This window comes from Sphingomonas sp. PEI4, assembly GCF_056679955.1.
Genome location: NZ_CM155258.1, coordinates 1588054 through 1603233, shown reverse-complemented (window position 1 = coordinate 1603233; position 15180 = coordinate 1588054). Strand labels below are relative to the sequence as shown.

Sequence of the window (15180 nt, the reverse complement as noted above, 5' to 3'; positions counted from 1 at the left end):
GCGGCCGACTGACTCAGGCATAATAGGCCCCGTAGTCGGCGTGATCCCGGTCGACATCGCCGTGGCCGAAGGCGGCCAATGCGCGCATGTCGACACGGGTCGCGACCACACCGAGCGGCTCGATGTCGAGCGCGCGCATCCGCTTCAGCGTCACCGCCGCAGTCTGGCTCGGCGTGTCGTTCCAGCGCAATGCCATCAGCACCTCGTCGACCTGGCGTAGCAGCAACCGGGCGTCGGTGACGGCAAGTGCGGGCGCCGCATCGAAGATGACCAGATCGAAGCGCTTTTCCGCCTCGGCCAGCAACGCGCCGATATTCGCCGCGGCGAAAAGATCCTGTCGGTTCTCGGTCGTATCCCCTGCAGGCAGCACGTACATCCCGCTGACCGCATCGTGGATCAGCGCCTCGTCCAGCGTTGCGGTCCGGCGCAGGACCTGCACCATGCCGGCATGCGGCGGCAGGCCCATTGCCCGCGACACGGATGCCCGGCGGAGATCGGCATCGACGAGCAACGTGCGGCTACCCGCCATCGCCGATGTCCGTGCGAGCGAGATCGCGAGCGTGGTCTTGCCTTCGCTCGGGCGTGCGGAGGTTATGCCCACGCTTGTCATGCCGGTTCGACCCTTGCGCACCACCGCCAGCCGCACGGCGCGCAACTGTTCGGCGTAGAGCGACAAGGGACGCTCCACCGGGAAATCGATCGGTGAAATCCCTTCCTCGCCGGGCCGGGCGATCGACGCGATCTCCGGCACGTTGGCGATATGCGGCAGCCCGAGCTTTCGCTCGATGTCGGCCGACGAGTTCAGCTTGCGATCGAACGCTTCCGCGATCCACACTGCCGCACCTGCGGCGATCGTTGCCAGCACGAGCCCGATCATCAGGATCAGCGGCTTGTTGGGCGACGTCGGACGCTGCGGCAGCGCGGCCGGCGAGAAGATCCGCGCGTCCTCATCTGCGATCAGCGCCTGGCTGCTGATCAAATTCTTGCGTTCGAGCAGGGCCTGATAGGTCGCACGCAGGCCATCCGCCTTGCGCTGGAGTTGCGACAACTGGACCGACGCGGTGTTGTCGCTCGCGAGCGTACCCGTCGTCCGCGCGACGATACCGGCCGCGTTGGCGACCTGATCGCGGGCGATCTGCGCGTTGGCGTTCAGATTGGCGAGCTGCCGGCTCGTTTCCGCGCCGATCGCGCGGTCGAGCGCTTCGACCTGGTCCTTGGTACGGATCAGATCGGGGTGGTCGGGCTGGTACCGGCCCTGCATGTCGGCATAGGTGGTCGCTAGCAACGCACGTTGGTTGCGCAACTGCTGGATCACCGGGGATTGCAGGACCGCACCGACGCCGCCGGTATCGCCCTTGCGCGTCTGCCCACGCGCAGTGCTGAGCTTGGCCTGCGCGTCGGCCAGTGCGGCTTGCGCTGCAGCCTGCTGCTGCTTGTACAGCGACAGTTCCTGCTGCGTGAAGGTCGCGCCCTGGCTGTCGAACAGATCGTGCTGCGCGCGGTATCGGGCGACTTCGGTATCTGCCGCTTCGAGCTGGATGCGGAGATTGTCGAGTTCGTTGCCGAGCCCGCGGCCGACCTGCTCGACGGCGGCACGGCGGGATTTTTCCTTCACCGCGAGATATTGGTGGCCGATCTGATCCGCCACCGCCTTGGCGAGCATCGGGTCCGACGCCGTATACGCGATCGAGACGACGCTTGATTCACCCGGCCGGACGATCTTGGTCCCGCCGATCACCATGCCGGTGGCCGCGGTTTCCTGGTTGGTGGCCGGTAGCTTCGAGATGCTCGCGGCGAACACCGGATTGTTGACGAGGTTCAGCGCGCGAACCGTGCCGAGCGCAACCGCCGACGAACGCATGATCTCGACCTCGGTCGCAACCGCGGTGTCGGCAGTCGACAGGCCGGGCAGGACCTCCTTGTCCTTCTCGGACACGTTCAGCTCGCGCGAATTGACGACCATGCCCGCCGAGGCGGTATACAGCTTGGTCCGCGTGAACCCGTAGGCGAGCACCAGTGCCAACGCGCTCAGGAACACCCCGATCGCGAGCCATTTCCGGTGGCGTGCAGCCGCGAACGCGCGGCGGATGCTGTCCATCGGATCGGCGATCGTTGCGGCCAATCGCCCTTTCGCACGGGGTTCGGCAGTCTGGCTGGAGCGGAAGTCGTCCATGGCGTTCACCTTGTCAGCGTCAGGCCGATCGTCGCGCGGTTGTCCTTGAACGCGCGGTAACGATCAGTGCCGTTGGAGGATTGGTCGAGCCGTTCGATGCCGAACTTGAGCCCGGCATGGCGGTTGATACGGTAGGTCGCGCTCGCCTTGGCGCTGATGCGGCCATCGGTGCGATCGAGATTGTTGAACCGGCTGTCCTGGTATCCGATCGACGCGGACAGGATCAGCTGACGCAGCCATTCGTGATCGACCTGGATGCTGCCCTGCGTCGACAGATAGCCGCCCGAGCCGGGGATGCCGGAGTCGAGCACCGATCGGTTGCCCCTGATGGTAACAGTCGTCAGCTGGGTCGGGAAGAACTGCACCGTGGCGTTGAAGCCGAGACCGCCCAGATCGTTGTAGAAGGGCAGGCGGAACCGTTGCTGGATGTAGCCGATGCCGATACTGCCGCGGATCAGCGCCGCCGGTTCGAAGCTGACGCCTGCGAGCAGTTCGAATCCTTCCGAATTGCGCTTGGGCGTCTCGATCGTGCCGACCCGGAACCGGCGGATATTGTAGCTCGCGCTGGTGAACCACGCGATCGACGGCGTCTGCGCATAGGAGGCGCGCAGGCCGACTCGGTAGCTCATATTGTCGCTCGGCTGGTAATCCGCGATCGAACCGTCGGGCAGCTGGCCATCGCGGAAATCGAACCGGGCCACGCGCGCCGTCGCCGACAGCCGCAGCTTGTCGAAATCATGCGCGAGCAGCATCGCGCCCGATTGCTGCGTGTAATAGATCGGCTTGATCGTCTGCGAGAAGATGTCCTGCGACAGGCGCGACTGGTGGATGCCTTCGGCACGGATCGCGGCGGTGAGCGCGGTCGCGTGATTGAATTCATAGACGCCGCGGCCGGTGACCGAATAATCCGCGACGTTCTCGGTGCTGCGGTTCAGGTATCGGTCGATCTTGCCCCTGGCTTCGAGGCTGAGGCTGTTGCGCGCCCATTGTGATTGCAGTTTCGCCTGCGGCTGGATGCGCAACAGGCCGTCGGCGACCCGGTCGTCCTGCGTACCGAAGATGTTGTCGTCGTAGATGCCGGTGACCTCGACCGACGGCGCAAGCTGGAACCCGCCGAGCGGGATTCCAGGCGCGACATAGCCCGGCTGCACGCGCTCGAGCACGGCGGTATGCCGCGTATCGATCTGTGGCTTTTCCTCGGGCAAAAGCGGCGCCTCCTGGGCATGGACCAATTGCGGGCACAACATCGCGCTGCCCAACGCGCTGGTGCGGGCGACGTGACGAAGCCAATACGGAGGGCGAAACAGCACGGGCGCTAGAAGTTTCGCTCTCGGATTCGGACGGTATCACCAGGCTGTACGATCACGTCCGCGGTCAGCGGCTCGCGTTGTTCGGCGGCCTGTCCGGTATGGCGGATCATCACGGTCTTCTGGTTGGCGCGATAGGTGAAGCCACCCGCCGTCGCGACTGCGCCCAGCACCGTCATCCCCGATTGATAGGGGAACTGGCCCGCCTTGTTCACTTCGCCCAGCACGTAGATCGGCCGCGAGGCGACAAGGTCCACCACCAGATGCGCGTTCTTGAAATACCGCGCCTGGAGCGTCTGCGTCAGCGTCGCCGAGAACTCGCCGAGCGTCTGCCCCTGTGCCTTGATCATGCCGACCAGCGGAAACGAGATGTCGCCTTCGCTGTTGACGGCATATTCGCCCGTCACGCCGGGCTCGTTATAGACGTTGATCCGCAGCCGATCGTCGGGCGCGAGCCGGTAGACATAGGCGGCGGTGGGCGGGGTGCCCGCCGGGGTCTGCGCGATATCTGCGGTGCAGCCCGTCAGCCAGACAGACGCCGCACAGGCCGCCGCAAAGGCCCTTGCGAATTGCCGGTTCATATCGCTTCTCCACTACGTTCCACACCGCGGAGGCGCTTGATCTCGGTATCGATCATCGGTTTCCTTGTCGAATCTGGACCGCTTTGCGCCTCAGGAAGCCTGCGCCCCAAGCGATATGCATCGTCCCCAATGCCGGTGCGCCCATGAGCGCGCCGAGCCATCGCTCCTTGACGACGAACTGGCTCGACGCCGCGAGCAGCGCAAGTGCGTAGAGCAGCGGAACGACGAGCAGGGCAGGGGCCAGGACGGCCCCGAGCAGGCTGAACCCGATCGCCAATGCGACCACAGGAGGCACCATCTGGCGCAAGCGTAGCCGCTCACCGTGCTTGTAGCTGGTCCGCGCCCGGCCCGAGCCATAGCGGAAATACTGCCGCGCGAGACCGCGAAGCGTGGCGCGGGGGTAATAGATGACCGGGATCGTCGCATCGAGCCAGATCCGGCCGCCGAGCGCCCGCAGTCTTGCGTCGAGCTCGGCATCCTCGTTCGCTTCGAAACTGGTGTCGTACCCGCCCGCCCGCTCGAACAAATCGCGACGGAACGCGGCATGATGGCCGTGATCGACCCAGCCCGAGGCGTTACCCATGCGGTGTGCGGAACCCCCGGTGCCGATCTTACTGTTCTGCGCGATCGCAACGGCACGTTGAAAGCCGCCATGACCGCGGGTCGTAAGCTGAACGACGACCGAGTCCGCCTTGCTGGCGTCCAAGGATGCGAGCAGGCGGGAGACATAATCGGCTGGGTAGAGCGCATGCGCATCGACCCGGACGATCACCTCGAAACGCCGATCCGCCACCGCTACCGCGCGATTGACGCCCGCGGCCTGGATCCTCTCCGGGTTATCGATCAACCGCACCCGCGACGAGCGTGTTGCAAAATCCGCTACGACTTCGCGCGTGCCATCGCTGCTGCCGCCATCGGCGACCAGTATCTCGCCGACCACCGTCGCTGGCTCGGCGAGCAGCTTCGAGAGGAGCGTGTCGATATGCGCGATCTCGTTGAGGGTGGGGATGATGACCGTCGCCGTCATGCCGGATCGCTTTCCGGGCGCAACGCCTCGACGAAGCGCATGCTCGATCGCTGGAGATCGGTCGCGGCCAAGCGCGCGCCGACATGCGCGCGGTAGCTGTCGGCGACGGACAGGGAGATCGCATGCGCCATTGCCTCCGAGAGGTCGGCGTTCGCGAAATCGATGCGATTGGCAGGCGGCAGATAGTCGTGGAAGACGTCGATCTGCGAGGCGAGAATCGGGATGCCGTAGGTCATCGCCTCGAGCATGACGAGCGGCACGCCCTCCCAACGCGACGGCATCAGCAACAGATCGGCGGCCGCCAACGTCGCGTGAGGACTGTCGGTCCAGTTCGAACAGCGGATATCGACCTTGCCGGCGAGATCGCGGGCCAGCGTTTCGAGATCGGCTTGCCCTTCGCCCGCACCGACGAACAGGAACGTCCACCCGCCGAGCCTCGCGGCATCACGACGGATCGCATCGGCAAGGCTGTTGAGCCCCTTCTGGCGCACGTCGAGCCGTCCCAGGAACAGGGCGACGCGTGCATCCGGGGCAAGCCCAAGCGCTTCCCGGGCCTGCGCACGATCGGGCCGGGGCGGCGGCGCGACGACGTTGTCGGCGACCACTACTGGCGAGCGCCCGCCCGCGGCGCGGACCTGGCCGACGACCGCCGGGCCAGGAACGATGAAGCGATCGGGGCGACGGTACAGGCGGCGGCGAACCCAGTCGCCTGGCACCGTGCGTCGGCCTAGCTCAGCCATCTTGTGCGCCATCGGTACGTAGCTGACGACGAAGCTCCCGCGTGGTGCTGCGAGCAGGGGGACGGCGCAATTCTCGATCCTGCCTTGAAGCAGCAGCGTGGCCGTCGGCTGAAATTCGGCGAACACCTGCCGTACCGCCTGCGCGTAGGTTCGGCGGAAGCCTGCAAAATAGGGTTCGGCACGTTGCTTGACGAAACCCCAGGGCTTCACCTCGAATGTGTCCGATGCGTAAGGCTGGAGTCGCTCGGCCAGTTTGGCGTTGGATACCGGATGCCGAACGACGATCCGATCGTAGCCGCCGTCCTCCACGAGCGCCGGAAGGAAGCGGAGAAACATCGCTTCGTGCCCTCCGAACTCGGGGCTGTCCTGCAGGATGAGGAGCGACCGGCTCATGACGCTGCGCTCCGACCGCGATCGGCGAGCGCCGCGTCGTATACGTCGCGAGTCATCGCACCGATCTGCGTCCAGTCGGACACGCCGGTGTCGGGCGGTGCCAGCGGACGTCGGCCGATCGAGCGGACGATCGCGTCCGCCAGCGCCTGAACATCGGCAGGAGGGACGAGATCGCCCGTATCCTCGGACTTGCCGATCATCGTTCGGAATGCGCCGATGTCGCTCGCGATCAGCCAGCGGTGGAGATCGGCAACGAGGTGCAGGACGCCGCTCGCGTCGATCGCGCGATAGGGAAAGACGAACGCGTCGGCGCTCCGCAGCAGTGCCGCCATCGCGTCCTCCGACAACCGGCCAGCGCGCAACGTGAAGCTCGCGCCGAGCTTGAGGTCTTCGGCACGTGCCAGGATAGGCTCGATCGGCATCTGCGTTTCGCCTGCGACGATCACTTCGATGCGGGCGCGGGTTTCCGGATCGATCAGGCCGAGCGCCTCTACGAGCAGGTCGACGCCCTTATACGCCTGCAATCGCCCGAACAGCACGATACGCCAGCGGCCATCGTCCGCGCGCGGCTCCGGGGCGGCGGCACGCAACGGCAACACGCCGTGCGGGATGACATGAATACGCTCCGCTGGAAGACCTCGCACGCGCAGCGCCTCGCGGCCTTGCTCGGTATGCACGATCAACCGGTCGAACGTGCCCAGCATCGCATGATAGCCACCGCTCTGCGCGGCGCTGACGGGGCGACCGTTGAAGGGTTCGACGTCGTGCACGGTCAGCACCACCGGACGGCTCCGGCGGATACGACGCACGGCGCGGACGTCGAGCATCGGCAACGGAGCCCATTGGAAATGGACCAGGTCGAACCGCGCGGCTTCCTTCCGGAGGCGCTGCAATCCGACGACATGCTCGAGCCCTTTGACGGCCCGCCAGGCTGAGCCCGTCCGGCGCCTCGGTCCGTCGGTGAACGGATAGAAAAACGGGAGGCACGGGGTCATCGCCAGCAAATCCTCCTCTTGCGAACGGAGCGCGCGGGTCGCCCAGGATGGCTGCACGCCATTGGCTTGCAGGCCACTGGACAGCGCAGCGTTATAGGGTGCGGTAAAAAGCGAGGGATCGACAAGGAGCACCGATCGGAGCGGGAGATGATCCACGCCCTTATCTACCGGGCCGGCGAGCGTCGCGCCTGCGCGCGACACGAGCGGGGCGGTATTCAGAACGAACCCTTGCTCGCAAACACCGCCGGAACGGTACGGACCATGATCCAGATATCGCCACCGAACCACCGCGTCCGGCTGTAGATCGTATCCATCGCCACCCGCCGTCGATAGCTGATGTCGTTGCGGCCGCTGACCTGCCACAGTCCGGTGATGCCGGGCCGCATGGTGCAGTAGAACTCCATGTACCGGCCGTAGCGCGGCACTTCGGCGGGCACGATCGGCCGAGGCCCGACGAGGCTCATGTGACCCCAGACGACGTTCAGAAGCTGCGGCAGTTCGTCCAGGCTCGACTTGCGCAGGAACACGCCGAGCGGCGTAATCCTGGGATCGTTGCGCAATTTCTGGTCAAGCGCCCATTCGGCCTGCGCCTCAGGATTTGCTTCGAGGTGTCGACGCAGCCGAACCTCGGAATCAAGCACCATGGTACGCAATTTAAGGCACGGGAACATCCGTCCACCCCGGCCGATGCGGCGATGCACGAAGAAAGGCGAGCCACCGTCCTGCACAACGATTGCTATGCAAATTAAAACGATAACGGGGAAAAGAATAAGAAAGGCCGTCGATGAAAAGACAATATCGATCAGTCTCGATATATTGCCGTCCACCTTGCGCCTCAGGCTAGCGCGAGACGCCATCCCAAGCGCGCCATTTAGTCCCGAATGCACTCGAAAACGAGTACGCACGTCGCCATAAAAAACCATGGCCGCACCTCTTGACTGATGTGTATCGCTGCAGTGCAATATTTCAGATACGGCTGCATTTGCCTAGATGCCGTAGCGCTAGCTGACCCAGCTTTCGGACTATTCGTCGCATTGCAGCAAATCCGCTGAAACTGGCCGCGGCATTGGCACGTTCTGTCTAAAATCTGACTTGTTCCGCATTTTAGCGAAGTGTTAACTATTCAGATCACAGTAGATTGAACATTTGCGGATCCCCGGTGCCGATCGTCGGGCATGCGGTTTCGCGGAACATGTCAGCTTCGCCGCTATTGGTCACCTGAGTCTGTCTGATTCCGCTGCATCGAGCCCGCTCTGAAGAAGGGCAGCGCGATCATAGTAAGGGCAAGGCGCAAATGCCCAGGCACGTTCGGCCTGCCGCATGTCTCGAAAGCTCGTCCATCTTCCAATGGCCCGGGACAATACCGGCACACGCGATCTGAATTATGTCAGGATATCGCGGAAAGGACTTGGTGCACCCGACTGGATTCGAACCAGTGGCCTCTGCCTTCGGAGGGCAGCGCTCTATCCAGCTGAGCTACGGGTGCCGGACGGTTCGCCTAGCAAAGCCAAACCCTGCGCGCCAGACGTTTTCGCGTTCATGGCTCTCCAGTTGCCGAATAGGGGTCGACATCAGGTCGCGGTTTGACCTTCGGCGGCGTCGTCTTCGGTTTGAACGCGCAGAGGTCGCTGACGATGCACCGCCAGCATTCGGGCGTCCGCGCCTTGCAGACATAGCGACCGTGCAAAATGAGCCAGTGATGCGCATGGAGGCGGAACGGCTGCGGCGTCGCCTTGTCGAGTTTGAGCTCGACCGCCAATGGGGTCTTGCCCCGTGCGAGGCCCGTGCGGTTGCCGACGCGGAAGATGTGCGTGTCGACGGCGAACGTCTCCGCGCCGAACGCGACGTTCATCACGACGTTGGCGGTCTTGCGGCCGACTCCCGGCAGGCGTTCGAGCGACTCGCGGTCCGCGGGCACGTCGCCGCCGAAATCATCGATCAGCATCTGCGACAATGCGATGACGTTCTTCGCCTTGGTGTTGAACAGGCCGATCGTCTTGATGTGGCGCTTGAGTTCGTCGATGCCCAGCGCGACCATCTTCTCTGGCGTGTCGGCCTCGCGGAACAACGCGCGCGTCGCCTTGTTGACGCCGACATCGGTAGCTTGGGCGGAGAGGGCGACCGCCACGACGAGCGTGTAGGGATTGACGAATTCCAGCTCGGTCTCGGGGTGCGGATCGGCTTCCGCCAGACGCGCGTAGAATTCGACGACGTCCGCCTTCTTCACAGCCCGAGCACGTCGCCCATCCGGTAGCGCCCGGCGGGCTGTCCGGCGAGCCAGATCGCCGCGCGTACGGCGCCGCGGGCGAAGATCGAGCGATCGTCGCCGCGGTGGTTGAGTTCGATCCGCTCGCCTTCGCCAGCGAAGATCACGCTATGGTCGCCGATCACCGAGCCGCCACGAAGCGACGCGAATCCGATCGTCCCCTCGGTCCGCGCACCGACGAGCCCGGCGCGGCTGTCGACGCGGAGTTCGGCCAGCGTCGTGCCGCGTCCCTTGGCTGCCGCTTCGCCGAGCAACAGGGCGGTGCCGGAGGGGGCATCGACCTTGTGCTTGTGGTGCATCTCGACGATCTCGATGTCCCAGTCCGAGCCCAGTCGCGCGGCGGCTTCGCGCACCAGGATGCCGAGCAAGGTCACGCCAAGCGACGTGTTACCGGTCTGCAGTACGGCGATATCGTTGGCGGCCGCGTCGATCATCGACTGGTGCTGCGGCGAGAGGCCGGTGGTGCCGATGACGATAGCGGTACCAGCGGCACGCGCAGCGGCGAGGTGTGCTTCAACCGCAGAAGCGGTCGAGAAATCGACCAGCACGTCGGCCGTCCGTGCGAGCGCGTTGGGATCCTCGCGTGCGTCGACGCCCCCAGCGAGCGTAGCACCCGCGGCTTCGATCGCGTCGACGATCGCGCGACCCATGCGTCCCGCGCTGCCGTAGATGCCGATCGAGGTCATGCCGCTGGCGTGCGGGGCGGTTTGGGGTGCGAACGTTTGCATGCGCGGCGCTTTGCACCAAGCCAGCCATTGGGGACAGGGGCGAACCGGCCGGTCGCGCTATTTCTTCGTGGAATTGGCGCAGGCCGTCGCAGTGGCTTTGTCGTAGCTCCGCCGGCTCAGCGGTTCGCGATCAAGCTCCGGACCAGATCGAGATCGGCGGGTTTGTCGACATCGACCGCCGCAAGCCCGAACGGGCTCGCTATCGCTGCTGCGTCGAGGCCGGCAAGCCGCCCCAAATGTGCAACCGCCGCGACCACGGTCAGCCGGCCAGAAAGATAGCGAAGCAGCGTGCCGATGCCGAGCCGGCGGACGATCCGCCATGGCCGCTTGCGATCCGCTTCGACCTGCGACCACAGATCGAGCGCGGTAACCGAGCGAGGGGTAGAGAAGTAAAACAGATTGCAGCCAGACCATGCCCCGTCGGCAAACCGCAGATAGGTGCGGCGGGTGCCGGGGGCGGCGGCTTCGATCACGTCCTGGCGCGCGAGTAATGCGGCGACGTCGGCCTCCGGGGGCGCATCGGCGAGGAAGCGCGTGATCCATTCGGGCTGGAGCAGCGCGTGGTCCGCGGTGGTCACGAGCAGCGGCGTGCCGAGTGCCTCGATACCTTCGCGGACGCTGAGGCTAGGGCCGGCGGCGGCCGTCAGCACGGTAAGGCCTAGCGCGATCGCGTGGGCGCGGACCATGTCGTCCGATACCGAAACGGCGATCCGCGTCGCACCCGCGTCTCGCAGCGACTCGGCGACGCGCGTGAGCAGGGTCTTGCCGTCGAGCAGGATGAGCGCCTTGTGCGACGCGTCGCCGTAGGCTGCGACCGGATCGATGCCGCCACGTGAACCCGCGAGAATCAGCGCGCTGAAGCCCGTGCTCATGCCAGCTTCGCAGCCTCGTTCGCGCGCGCACGCCACACCCGCCAGAATACGCCGGGGGCAGCGAGGATCGGGTGCTTCTCGCGCCACGGCGTCATCGGCACGGGGATTCCCGTATGGCGCTCGACTTTCCAGGCACCGTAGCGCGCGGCACCTTCGAAGGTGAAGGCGGCACGGACGAGGCGAACGATATTGATCGGTTTCCCCGCGCGCCGGCGATGGCGCCATGCCCGCAACAGCCGCGCGCGACTGGCAGGGGCGAGCGCAGGTTTCAGCGCGCCGCCGTCATCGGTAAACGCGATACCATCCGCCGCCCATGCCAGCGGCAGCAGCGCGTCGTAGCGCTCCGGGTCGAACTGGAGGATCTGCCCTTCGCGGCCCTTGCGTTCGACGCGGAGTTCGGCGGCATAGGTCTGGCGGAACAGCGCCCGCCAATACTCGTCCGCTGTCCCGCTGTCGGGGCCGAGCGCCGCGGCGAACCGCGCTGCCGACTTCGCCGCATCGCCAATGGCCATTGCCACCGCCTGGGTGGTCGCCTCATTGCGGACCCATACCAAGGCAGAGGGCTGGACGAACCGTGTCCAGATCGTGGTGTCGAGCGTCCGTGCCGCCGCAGCCTTTGCGAACGTCGCCAGCCGCATCGTCGCGATTTTCGCGCGCAGCGTTTCGCCGTGCAGTGCGAACTCGCGGTAGCTCACGGTCGGCCAGATGCCACGCTCGGGCGGGCCGGCGGTCAGCACGTAGAAGTCGAGCACGCCCTCGGTCAGCCCGGTGCGCAGGTTCGAGCCGTAGAACAGTATCGCCACCGCGTCGGATGTCTCGGCGAGCAGGGCCGCGACATCGCGTACCGCCGGGATCGTCGACGCGCGGAGCTGACGCCGAACAACATCGTCGAGGGTCGTCACGGCCTGAGCCTGGTCAAGGTACGACGAAGCGGAGCGGCTTGCCTTCGCGGACGATCAGATCGCCGCCGGGATAGATCTCGCCGTCGAGGATGAAGCCCGACTCCATCGACAGGTCGAGCGAGGGCGCGTCGATCCGGTGATAGCCCGCACGATCGAGCCAGGCCGCAGGCGACCCCGTCACGATCAACGGTGTCGCTGCCGCCAGCCAGCGTGGCGGCGCGTCGACGACCAGCGTCTTCATCCCGGCGCGCGGTACGCCGAAGGGGCGGATGCCGACCGGCATGCGCTTCAGCGTCGACGCCAGCATGATGTAGCGTGCGCGATCCGAGTTGGTATTCGCACCCGGGGCGTGCGGACCCGAAGTATCGCCGCCCTGAAAACGGATCCGCATCCGCGTACCTGCGCGCCACGCGCTGTTGGCGCCGCCGAACAGCGTTTGGAGGATCGCCCAGCACAAGGCCAGCCCGACGGCGACGCCATTGAACGCGCCAGCGCGGTGGGTGCGCTGCGCCAGCGCCGTGGCCTGGACGAACGCGCCCGCCCCGAACAGGAAGCCGTGCAGACGCGTGCCATTGTCCTTGCGGACGATCTCGATCGGGCTGCGGGTCTTGACGTTGCCGTCGCGCGCCGCGGTGAGCGCCTGGTCGAGCGTCCAGCTGTCAGGGATGCCGAGATCGAGTGCGAGTGCGTTGGTCTTGCCCGAGGGCACGATCGCAACCCGTGGTGCCGCGCCGGTCCAGACGCGCGCGGCGGCGGTCATCACGTCGCGAATCGTCCCGTCGCCGCCGTCGATCACGAGCAGTTCGATGCCGTGGCGCGCGAAATCGGTCAGCACTTCGGCGAGTTCGGCTTGCGTACGCGGTGTCACCGCGAGCACGGTGCCCGAAAGGAACGGCTTGGTTGCCTCGACGCTGCTGCGATTGCGATGGCTCTTGGGGTTGCAGATGATCCCGGTACGGATACGCGCCGCCGCATCGCGCGGGCTCACGCCGAGGGGCTCCGGCATGACGTCGGGCATCCATGCCGGCGGCGACAGCGCCGGCGGCACCAGAGCAGGCCCTCTGAAAGCTTGAAAGTTGGAAACAGCATCGGCCACAATACAAACTACCCGTCGCGGCGCGTAACCGCTACAAATTTATGTCAGGAAGATTTCGGTTCCGCGTCAGCGGAGACCGGTTCACCCTAACGGCGGTATCGCATCTTCATGCGCACGATCGTACCGGACGCCGGCAACGCGACTCGAACCGCCTCGAACGACGGCAACCCGATCGACGTCGGAGCATCGTTGGAAAAGCCGAACCCCTCCTTGGGGGTGAACAGCGTGCGGTTGAAATTGTGGTCGCTGTTCTCGTCATGATATTGCGCGATCGCGTAATAGCCAGGCTTCAGCCAGAAGCAGGCGCGCGGCGTGGTGGCGGCGACACGCACTCGCGCCAGCTTCGCGCCCTTTGCCAAAAACCGTTTCTTGTCGTCGGGATAGACGGTGAAGGCGACCTCGCCGACGGCATTGTGCATCGTCGTCGCTTCGAGGATCAACTTTGCATTGCCGTTACCGGCCGTGCCCACGCACGTCTCGGCTGCGCTGGCCTGAACAGGCGTGACGATACCGACAAGCGCGGACAATCCCAAAGATACTACGTATTTCATCGGCGGATAAAGACCCGGAAAAGTGGCGATAGCGGGGCGCCGCGATGACATTGCACACGTGAACGCCGCCTTTATCGTCTTTGCCGCGCTATTTCGCGCGTCTGCCCGCTCAATGCAGGCGCGTCATCCGTGCTGCCGCGAAGCCGAGCAGGATCGCGACTGCCATCGAACCGACCGCGACCGCGGCGGCGACACCGGTCGAAGCATAGGCCGGCATGAGCGCAAAGGCCGTGACGAACAGCAGCAGGACGCCGACGGCCCGGATCGCGAACACCGTGCCGGCGCGGTGCAACGCCGTCATTACCGTGTCGAGGCTGACGGTCGCCAGGTCGAAACAGCCCGCCGCGGCCAGCCACAGGAGCACGGGGTAGGCGTGGCCGAAGGACTTGCCGCCGACCAGCTTCAGGATCGGTTCGCCGACCAGCGCAACGATCGCGAGGATGACGAGCGCCGCCGCCGTGCTCGCCAGCATCGTCCGCAGCAGGATCCGGCGCAAGCGCGTGGGCTCCGCGGTTCGCACCGCGCGAACGATCTCGGGGAAGGCAGCGCGCGACAGCATTTGCGACAGCTTGGCCAAAGCCTGCGCCAACTGCGTCGCGAGCCGGAACGCGCCGGCCGCCGCCGGGCCAATCGACGCACCGACCAGGAGCAGCGGAATCTGCTTGCTGGACAGGCCCAGCGTGGCACTGGCGTTGGTGCTGAGCGAAAAGCGGACGATGCCGGGGTTCTCGTCGCGGATCTGCCGCCAGGTTCCGCGACCCTTTGCGAGAAGGTCGAGGTCGCCGCTTTTCGCCACCATCAGCCAATAGGTCCCTGCGGTCACGATCTCCGCCACCGCCCAGGCGATCATGAACCCACGGATCGTCGGTTCGAACAGGATCGCCGCACCGGCACCGATGAAGCGCATGATCGGGGTCATGCTGTCCGCCACCGCTGACAACGAGAATTTATCGCGCAGGCGCAGGATGCCGAGCGGGGTCGATCGGATCGTGATCAACTGCACCACCGCGAACATCAACGTGTCGCGCATCAGGTCCGGCGGGATGCCGAAGCTCTCGCTCCACGTCCACAGGATTGCCACGCTGAGCACCGCACCGAGCAATGCGCTGCATAAATCGAGAATCCCAGACAGCCGCAGCAACCGCGCCAGCCTTGGCGTGTCGCCGGTCTGGATCGGCTCGACGCCGTATTGGACGATGATCTGCCACGTCTGGAAGCCGACGAACGTCGCCAAAGCCTGCGCGGCCCCGCTGATGAGCGCGAACCGGCCGAAATCGACCACGCCCAACGTCCGCGTCGCGAAGCCGAGATAGAAGAGCGACAGGATCGCCAGCACGCTGCGACTGGCGAGTAGCCAGCCGAGGTTGCGCGCCGCCGCCCGGAAGATCCCGGTCGTGCCGGCTGGAGCCGGCGTAGACGCCGGTGCCGGGGGAGGAGCGGGGGCCTGAACCATGCAGTCCGGCCCCTATAACGCGTTACCCGACGCGGCAAGTGCGGCGCGGTACGGAGGTGCTTCGGAATGCCGGAGGTGACAAAGTGCCGAGCGGCT

General features: G+C 65.7%; 14 protein-coding genes and 1 tRNA gene. All 15 read right to left on the bottom strand.

From position 1 onward, the window contains the following. Positions 1-13 precede the first annotated feature (13 nt). Positions 14-2173: a GumC family protein gene (locus AC1MLZ_RS07310; RefSeq protein WP_480961046.1), complete on the bottom strand. Its 2160-nt coding sequence runs from the start codon at positions 2171-2173 to the stop codon at positions 14-16. Positions 2174-2178: 5 nt separating this feature from the next. Beyond that, a complete protein-coding gene (locus AC1MLZ_RS07305; RefSeq protein WP_480961045.1) occupies positions 2179-3483 on the bottom strand; it encodes an outer membrane beta-barrel protein in 1305 nt (434 codons plus the stop codon). Positions 3484-3488: 5 nt separating this feature from the next. After that, positions 3489-4061, bottom strand: a complete 573-nt coding sequence (locus AC1MLZ_RS07300) for a polysaccharide biosynthesis/export family protein (RefSeq protein WP_480961044.1) — start codon at positions 4059-4061, stop codon at positions 3489-3491. Positions 4062-4113: 52 nt separating this feature from the next. Beyond that, positions 4114-5088, bottom strand: coding sequence for a glycosyltransferase family 2 protein (locus tag AC1MLZ_RS07295; RefSeq protein ID WP_480961043.1), 975 nt, complete (start codon positions 5086-5088; stop codon positions 4114-4116). After that, on the bottom strand, positions 5085-6221 hold the full coding sequence (locus AC1MLZ_RS07290) for a glycosyltransferase (protein ID WP_480961042.1): 1137 nt from the start codon (positions 6219-6221) through the stop codon (positions 5085-5087). The genes AC1MLZ_RS07295 and AC1MLZ_RS07290 overlap by 4 nt, the downstream gene beginning before the upstream one ends. Beyond that, on the bottom strand, positions 6218-7348 hold the full coding sequence (locus AC1MLZ_RS07285) for a glycosyltransferase (RefSeq protein WP_480961041.1): 1131 nt from the start codon (positions 7346-7348) through the stop codon (positions 6218-6220). The genes AC1MLZ_RS07290 and AC1MLZ_RS07285 overlap by 4 nt, the downstream gene beginning before the upstream one ends. 83 nt (positions 7349-7431) lie before the next feature. Then, positions 7432-8139, bottom strand: coding sequence for a sugar transferase (locus AC1MLZ_RS07280; RefSeq protein ID WP_480961040.1), 708 nt, complete (start codon positions 8137-8139; stop codon positions 7432-7434). Positions 8140-8625: 486 nt separating this feature from the next. Then, positions 8626-8702, bottom strand: a tRNA-Arg gene (locus AC1MLZ_RS07275). Between the two features lie 51 nt (positions 8703-8753). After that, positions 8754-9443 carry an endonuclease III gene (nth, locus tag AC1MLZ_RS07270; RefSeq protein WP_480961039.1) on the bottom strand — a complete coding sequence of 230 codons (690 nt, stop codon included), beginning with the start codon at positions 9441-9443 and terminating at the stop codon, positions 8754-8756. Next, positions 9440-10168 carry a 4-hydroxy-tetrahydrodipicolinate reductase gene (dapB, locus tag AC1MLZ_RS07265; protein ID WP_480961489.1) on the bottom strand — a complete coding sequence of 243 codons (729 nt, stop codon included), beginning with the start codon at positions 10166-10168 and terminating at the stop codon, positions 9440-9442. Before dapB ends, nth begins: the two co-directional genes overlap by 4 nt. 158 nt (positions 10169-10326) lie before the next feature. Next, on the bottom strand, positions 10327-11082 hold the full coding sequence (locus AC1MLZ_RS07260) for a nucleotidyltransferase family protein (RefSeq protein WP_480961038.1): 756 nt from the start codon (positions 11080-11082) through the stop codon (positions 10327-10329). Then, the gene (locus tag AC1MLZ_RS07255) at positions 11079-11984 is read right to left on the bottom strand and encodes a hypothetical protein (protein WP_480961037.1); all 906 of its coding nucleotides are present in this window, start codon (positions 11982-11984) and stop codon (positions 11079-11081) included. The genes AC1MLZ_RS07260 and AC1MLZ_RS07255 overlap by 4 nt, the downstream gene beginning before the upstream one ends. Before the next feature lie 13 nt (positions 11985-11997). After that, the gene (locus tag AC1MLZ_RS07250) at positions 11998-12990 is read right to left on the bottom strand and encodes a diacylglycerol/lipid kinase family protein (protein WP_480961036.1); all 993 of its coding nucleotides are present in this window, start codon (positions 12988-12990) and stop codon (positions 11998-12000) included. 176 nt (positions 12991-13166) lie between these two features. Continuing rightward, entirely contained in the window at positions 13167-13631 is a 465-nt protein-coding gene (locus AC1MLZ_RS07245) for a DUF2141 domain-containing protein (RefSeq protein WP_480961035.1), read from the bottom strand. A gap of 109 nt (positions 13632-13740) precedes the next feature. After that, the gene (locus AC1MLZ_RS07240; RefSeq protein ID WP_480961034.1) at positions 13741-15084 is read right to left on the bottom strand and encodes a lipopolysaccharide biosynthesis protein; all 1344 of its coding nucleotides are present in this window, start codon (positions 15082-15084) and stop codon (positions 13741-13743) included. Between the last annotated feature and the right edge of the window lie 96 nt (positions 15085-15180).

Coding starts and splice junctions, on each gene's coding strand:
- AC1MLZ_RS07245 (WP_480961035.1), bottom strand. CDS start 13,631: ATGAAATACGTAGTATCTTTGGGATTGTCCGCGCTTGTCGGTATCGTC.
- AC1MLZ_RS07300 (WP_480961044.1), bottom strand. CDS start 4,061: ATGAACCGGCAATTCGCAAGGGCCTTTGCGGCGGCCTGTGCGGCGTCT.
- AC1MLZ_RS07295 (WP_480961043.1), bottom strand. CDS start 5,088: ATGACGGCGACGGTCATCATCCCCACCCTCAACGAGATCGCGCATATC.
- AC1MLZ_RS07240 (WP_480961034.1), bottom strand. CDS start 15,084: ATGGTTCAGGCCCCCGCTCCTCCCCCGGCACCGGCGTCTACGCCGGCT.
- AC1MLZ_RS07290 (WP_480961042.1), bottom strand. CDS start 6,221: ATGAGCCGGTCGCTCCTCATCCTGCAGGACAGCCCCGAGTTCGGAGGG.
- dapB (WP_480961489.1), bottom strand. CDS start 10,168: ATGACCTCGATCGGCATCTACGGCAGCGCGGGACGCATGGGTCGCGCG.
- AC1MLZ_RS07310 (WP_480961046.1), bottom strand. CDS start 2,173: ATGGACGACTTCCGCTCCAGCCAGACTGCCGAACCCCGTGCGAAAGGG.
- AC1MLZ_RS07250 (WP_480961036.1), bottom strand. CDS start 12,990: ATGCCGGAGCCCCTCGGCGTGAGCCCGCGCGATGCGGCGGCGCGTATC.
- AC1MLZ_RS07260 (WP_480961038.1), bottom strand. CDS start 11,082: ATGAGCACGGGCTTCAGCGCGCTGATTCTCGCGGGTTCACGTGGCGGC.
- AC1MLZ_RS07280 (WP_480961040.1), bottom strand. CDS start 8,139: ATGGTTTTTTATGGCGACGTGCGTACTCGTTTTCGAGTGCATTCGGGA.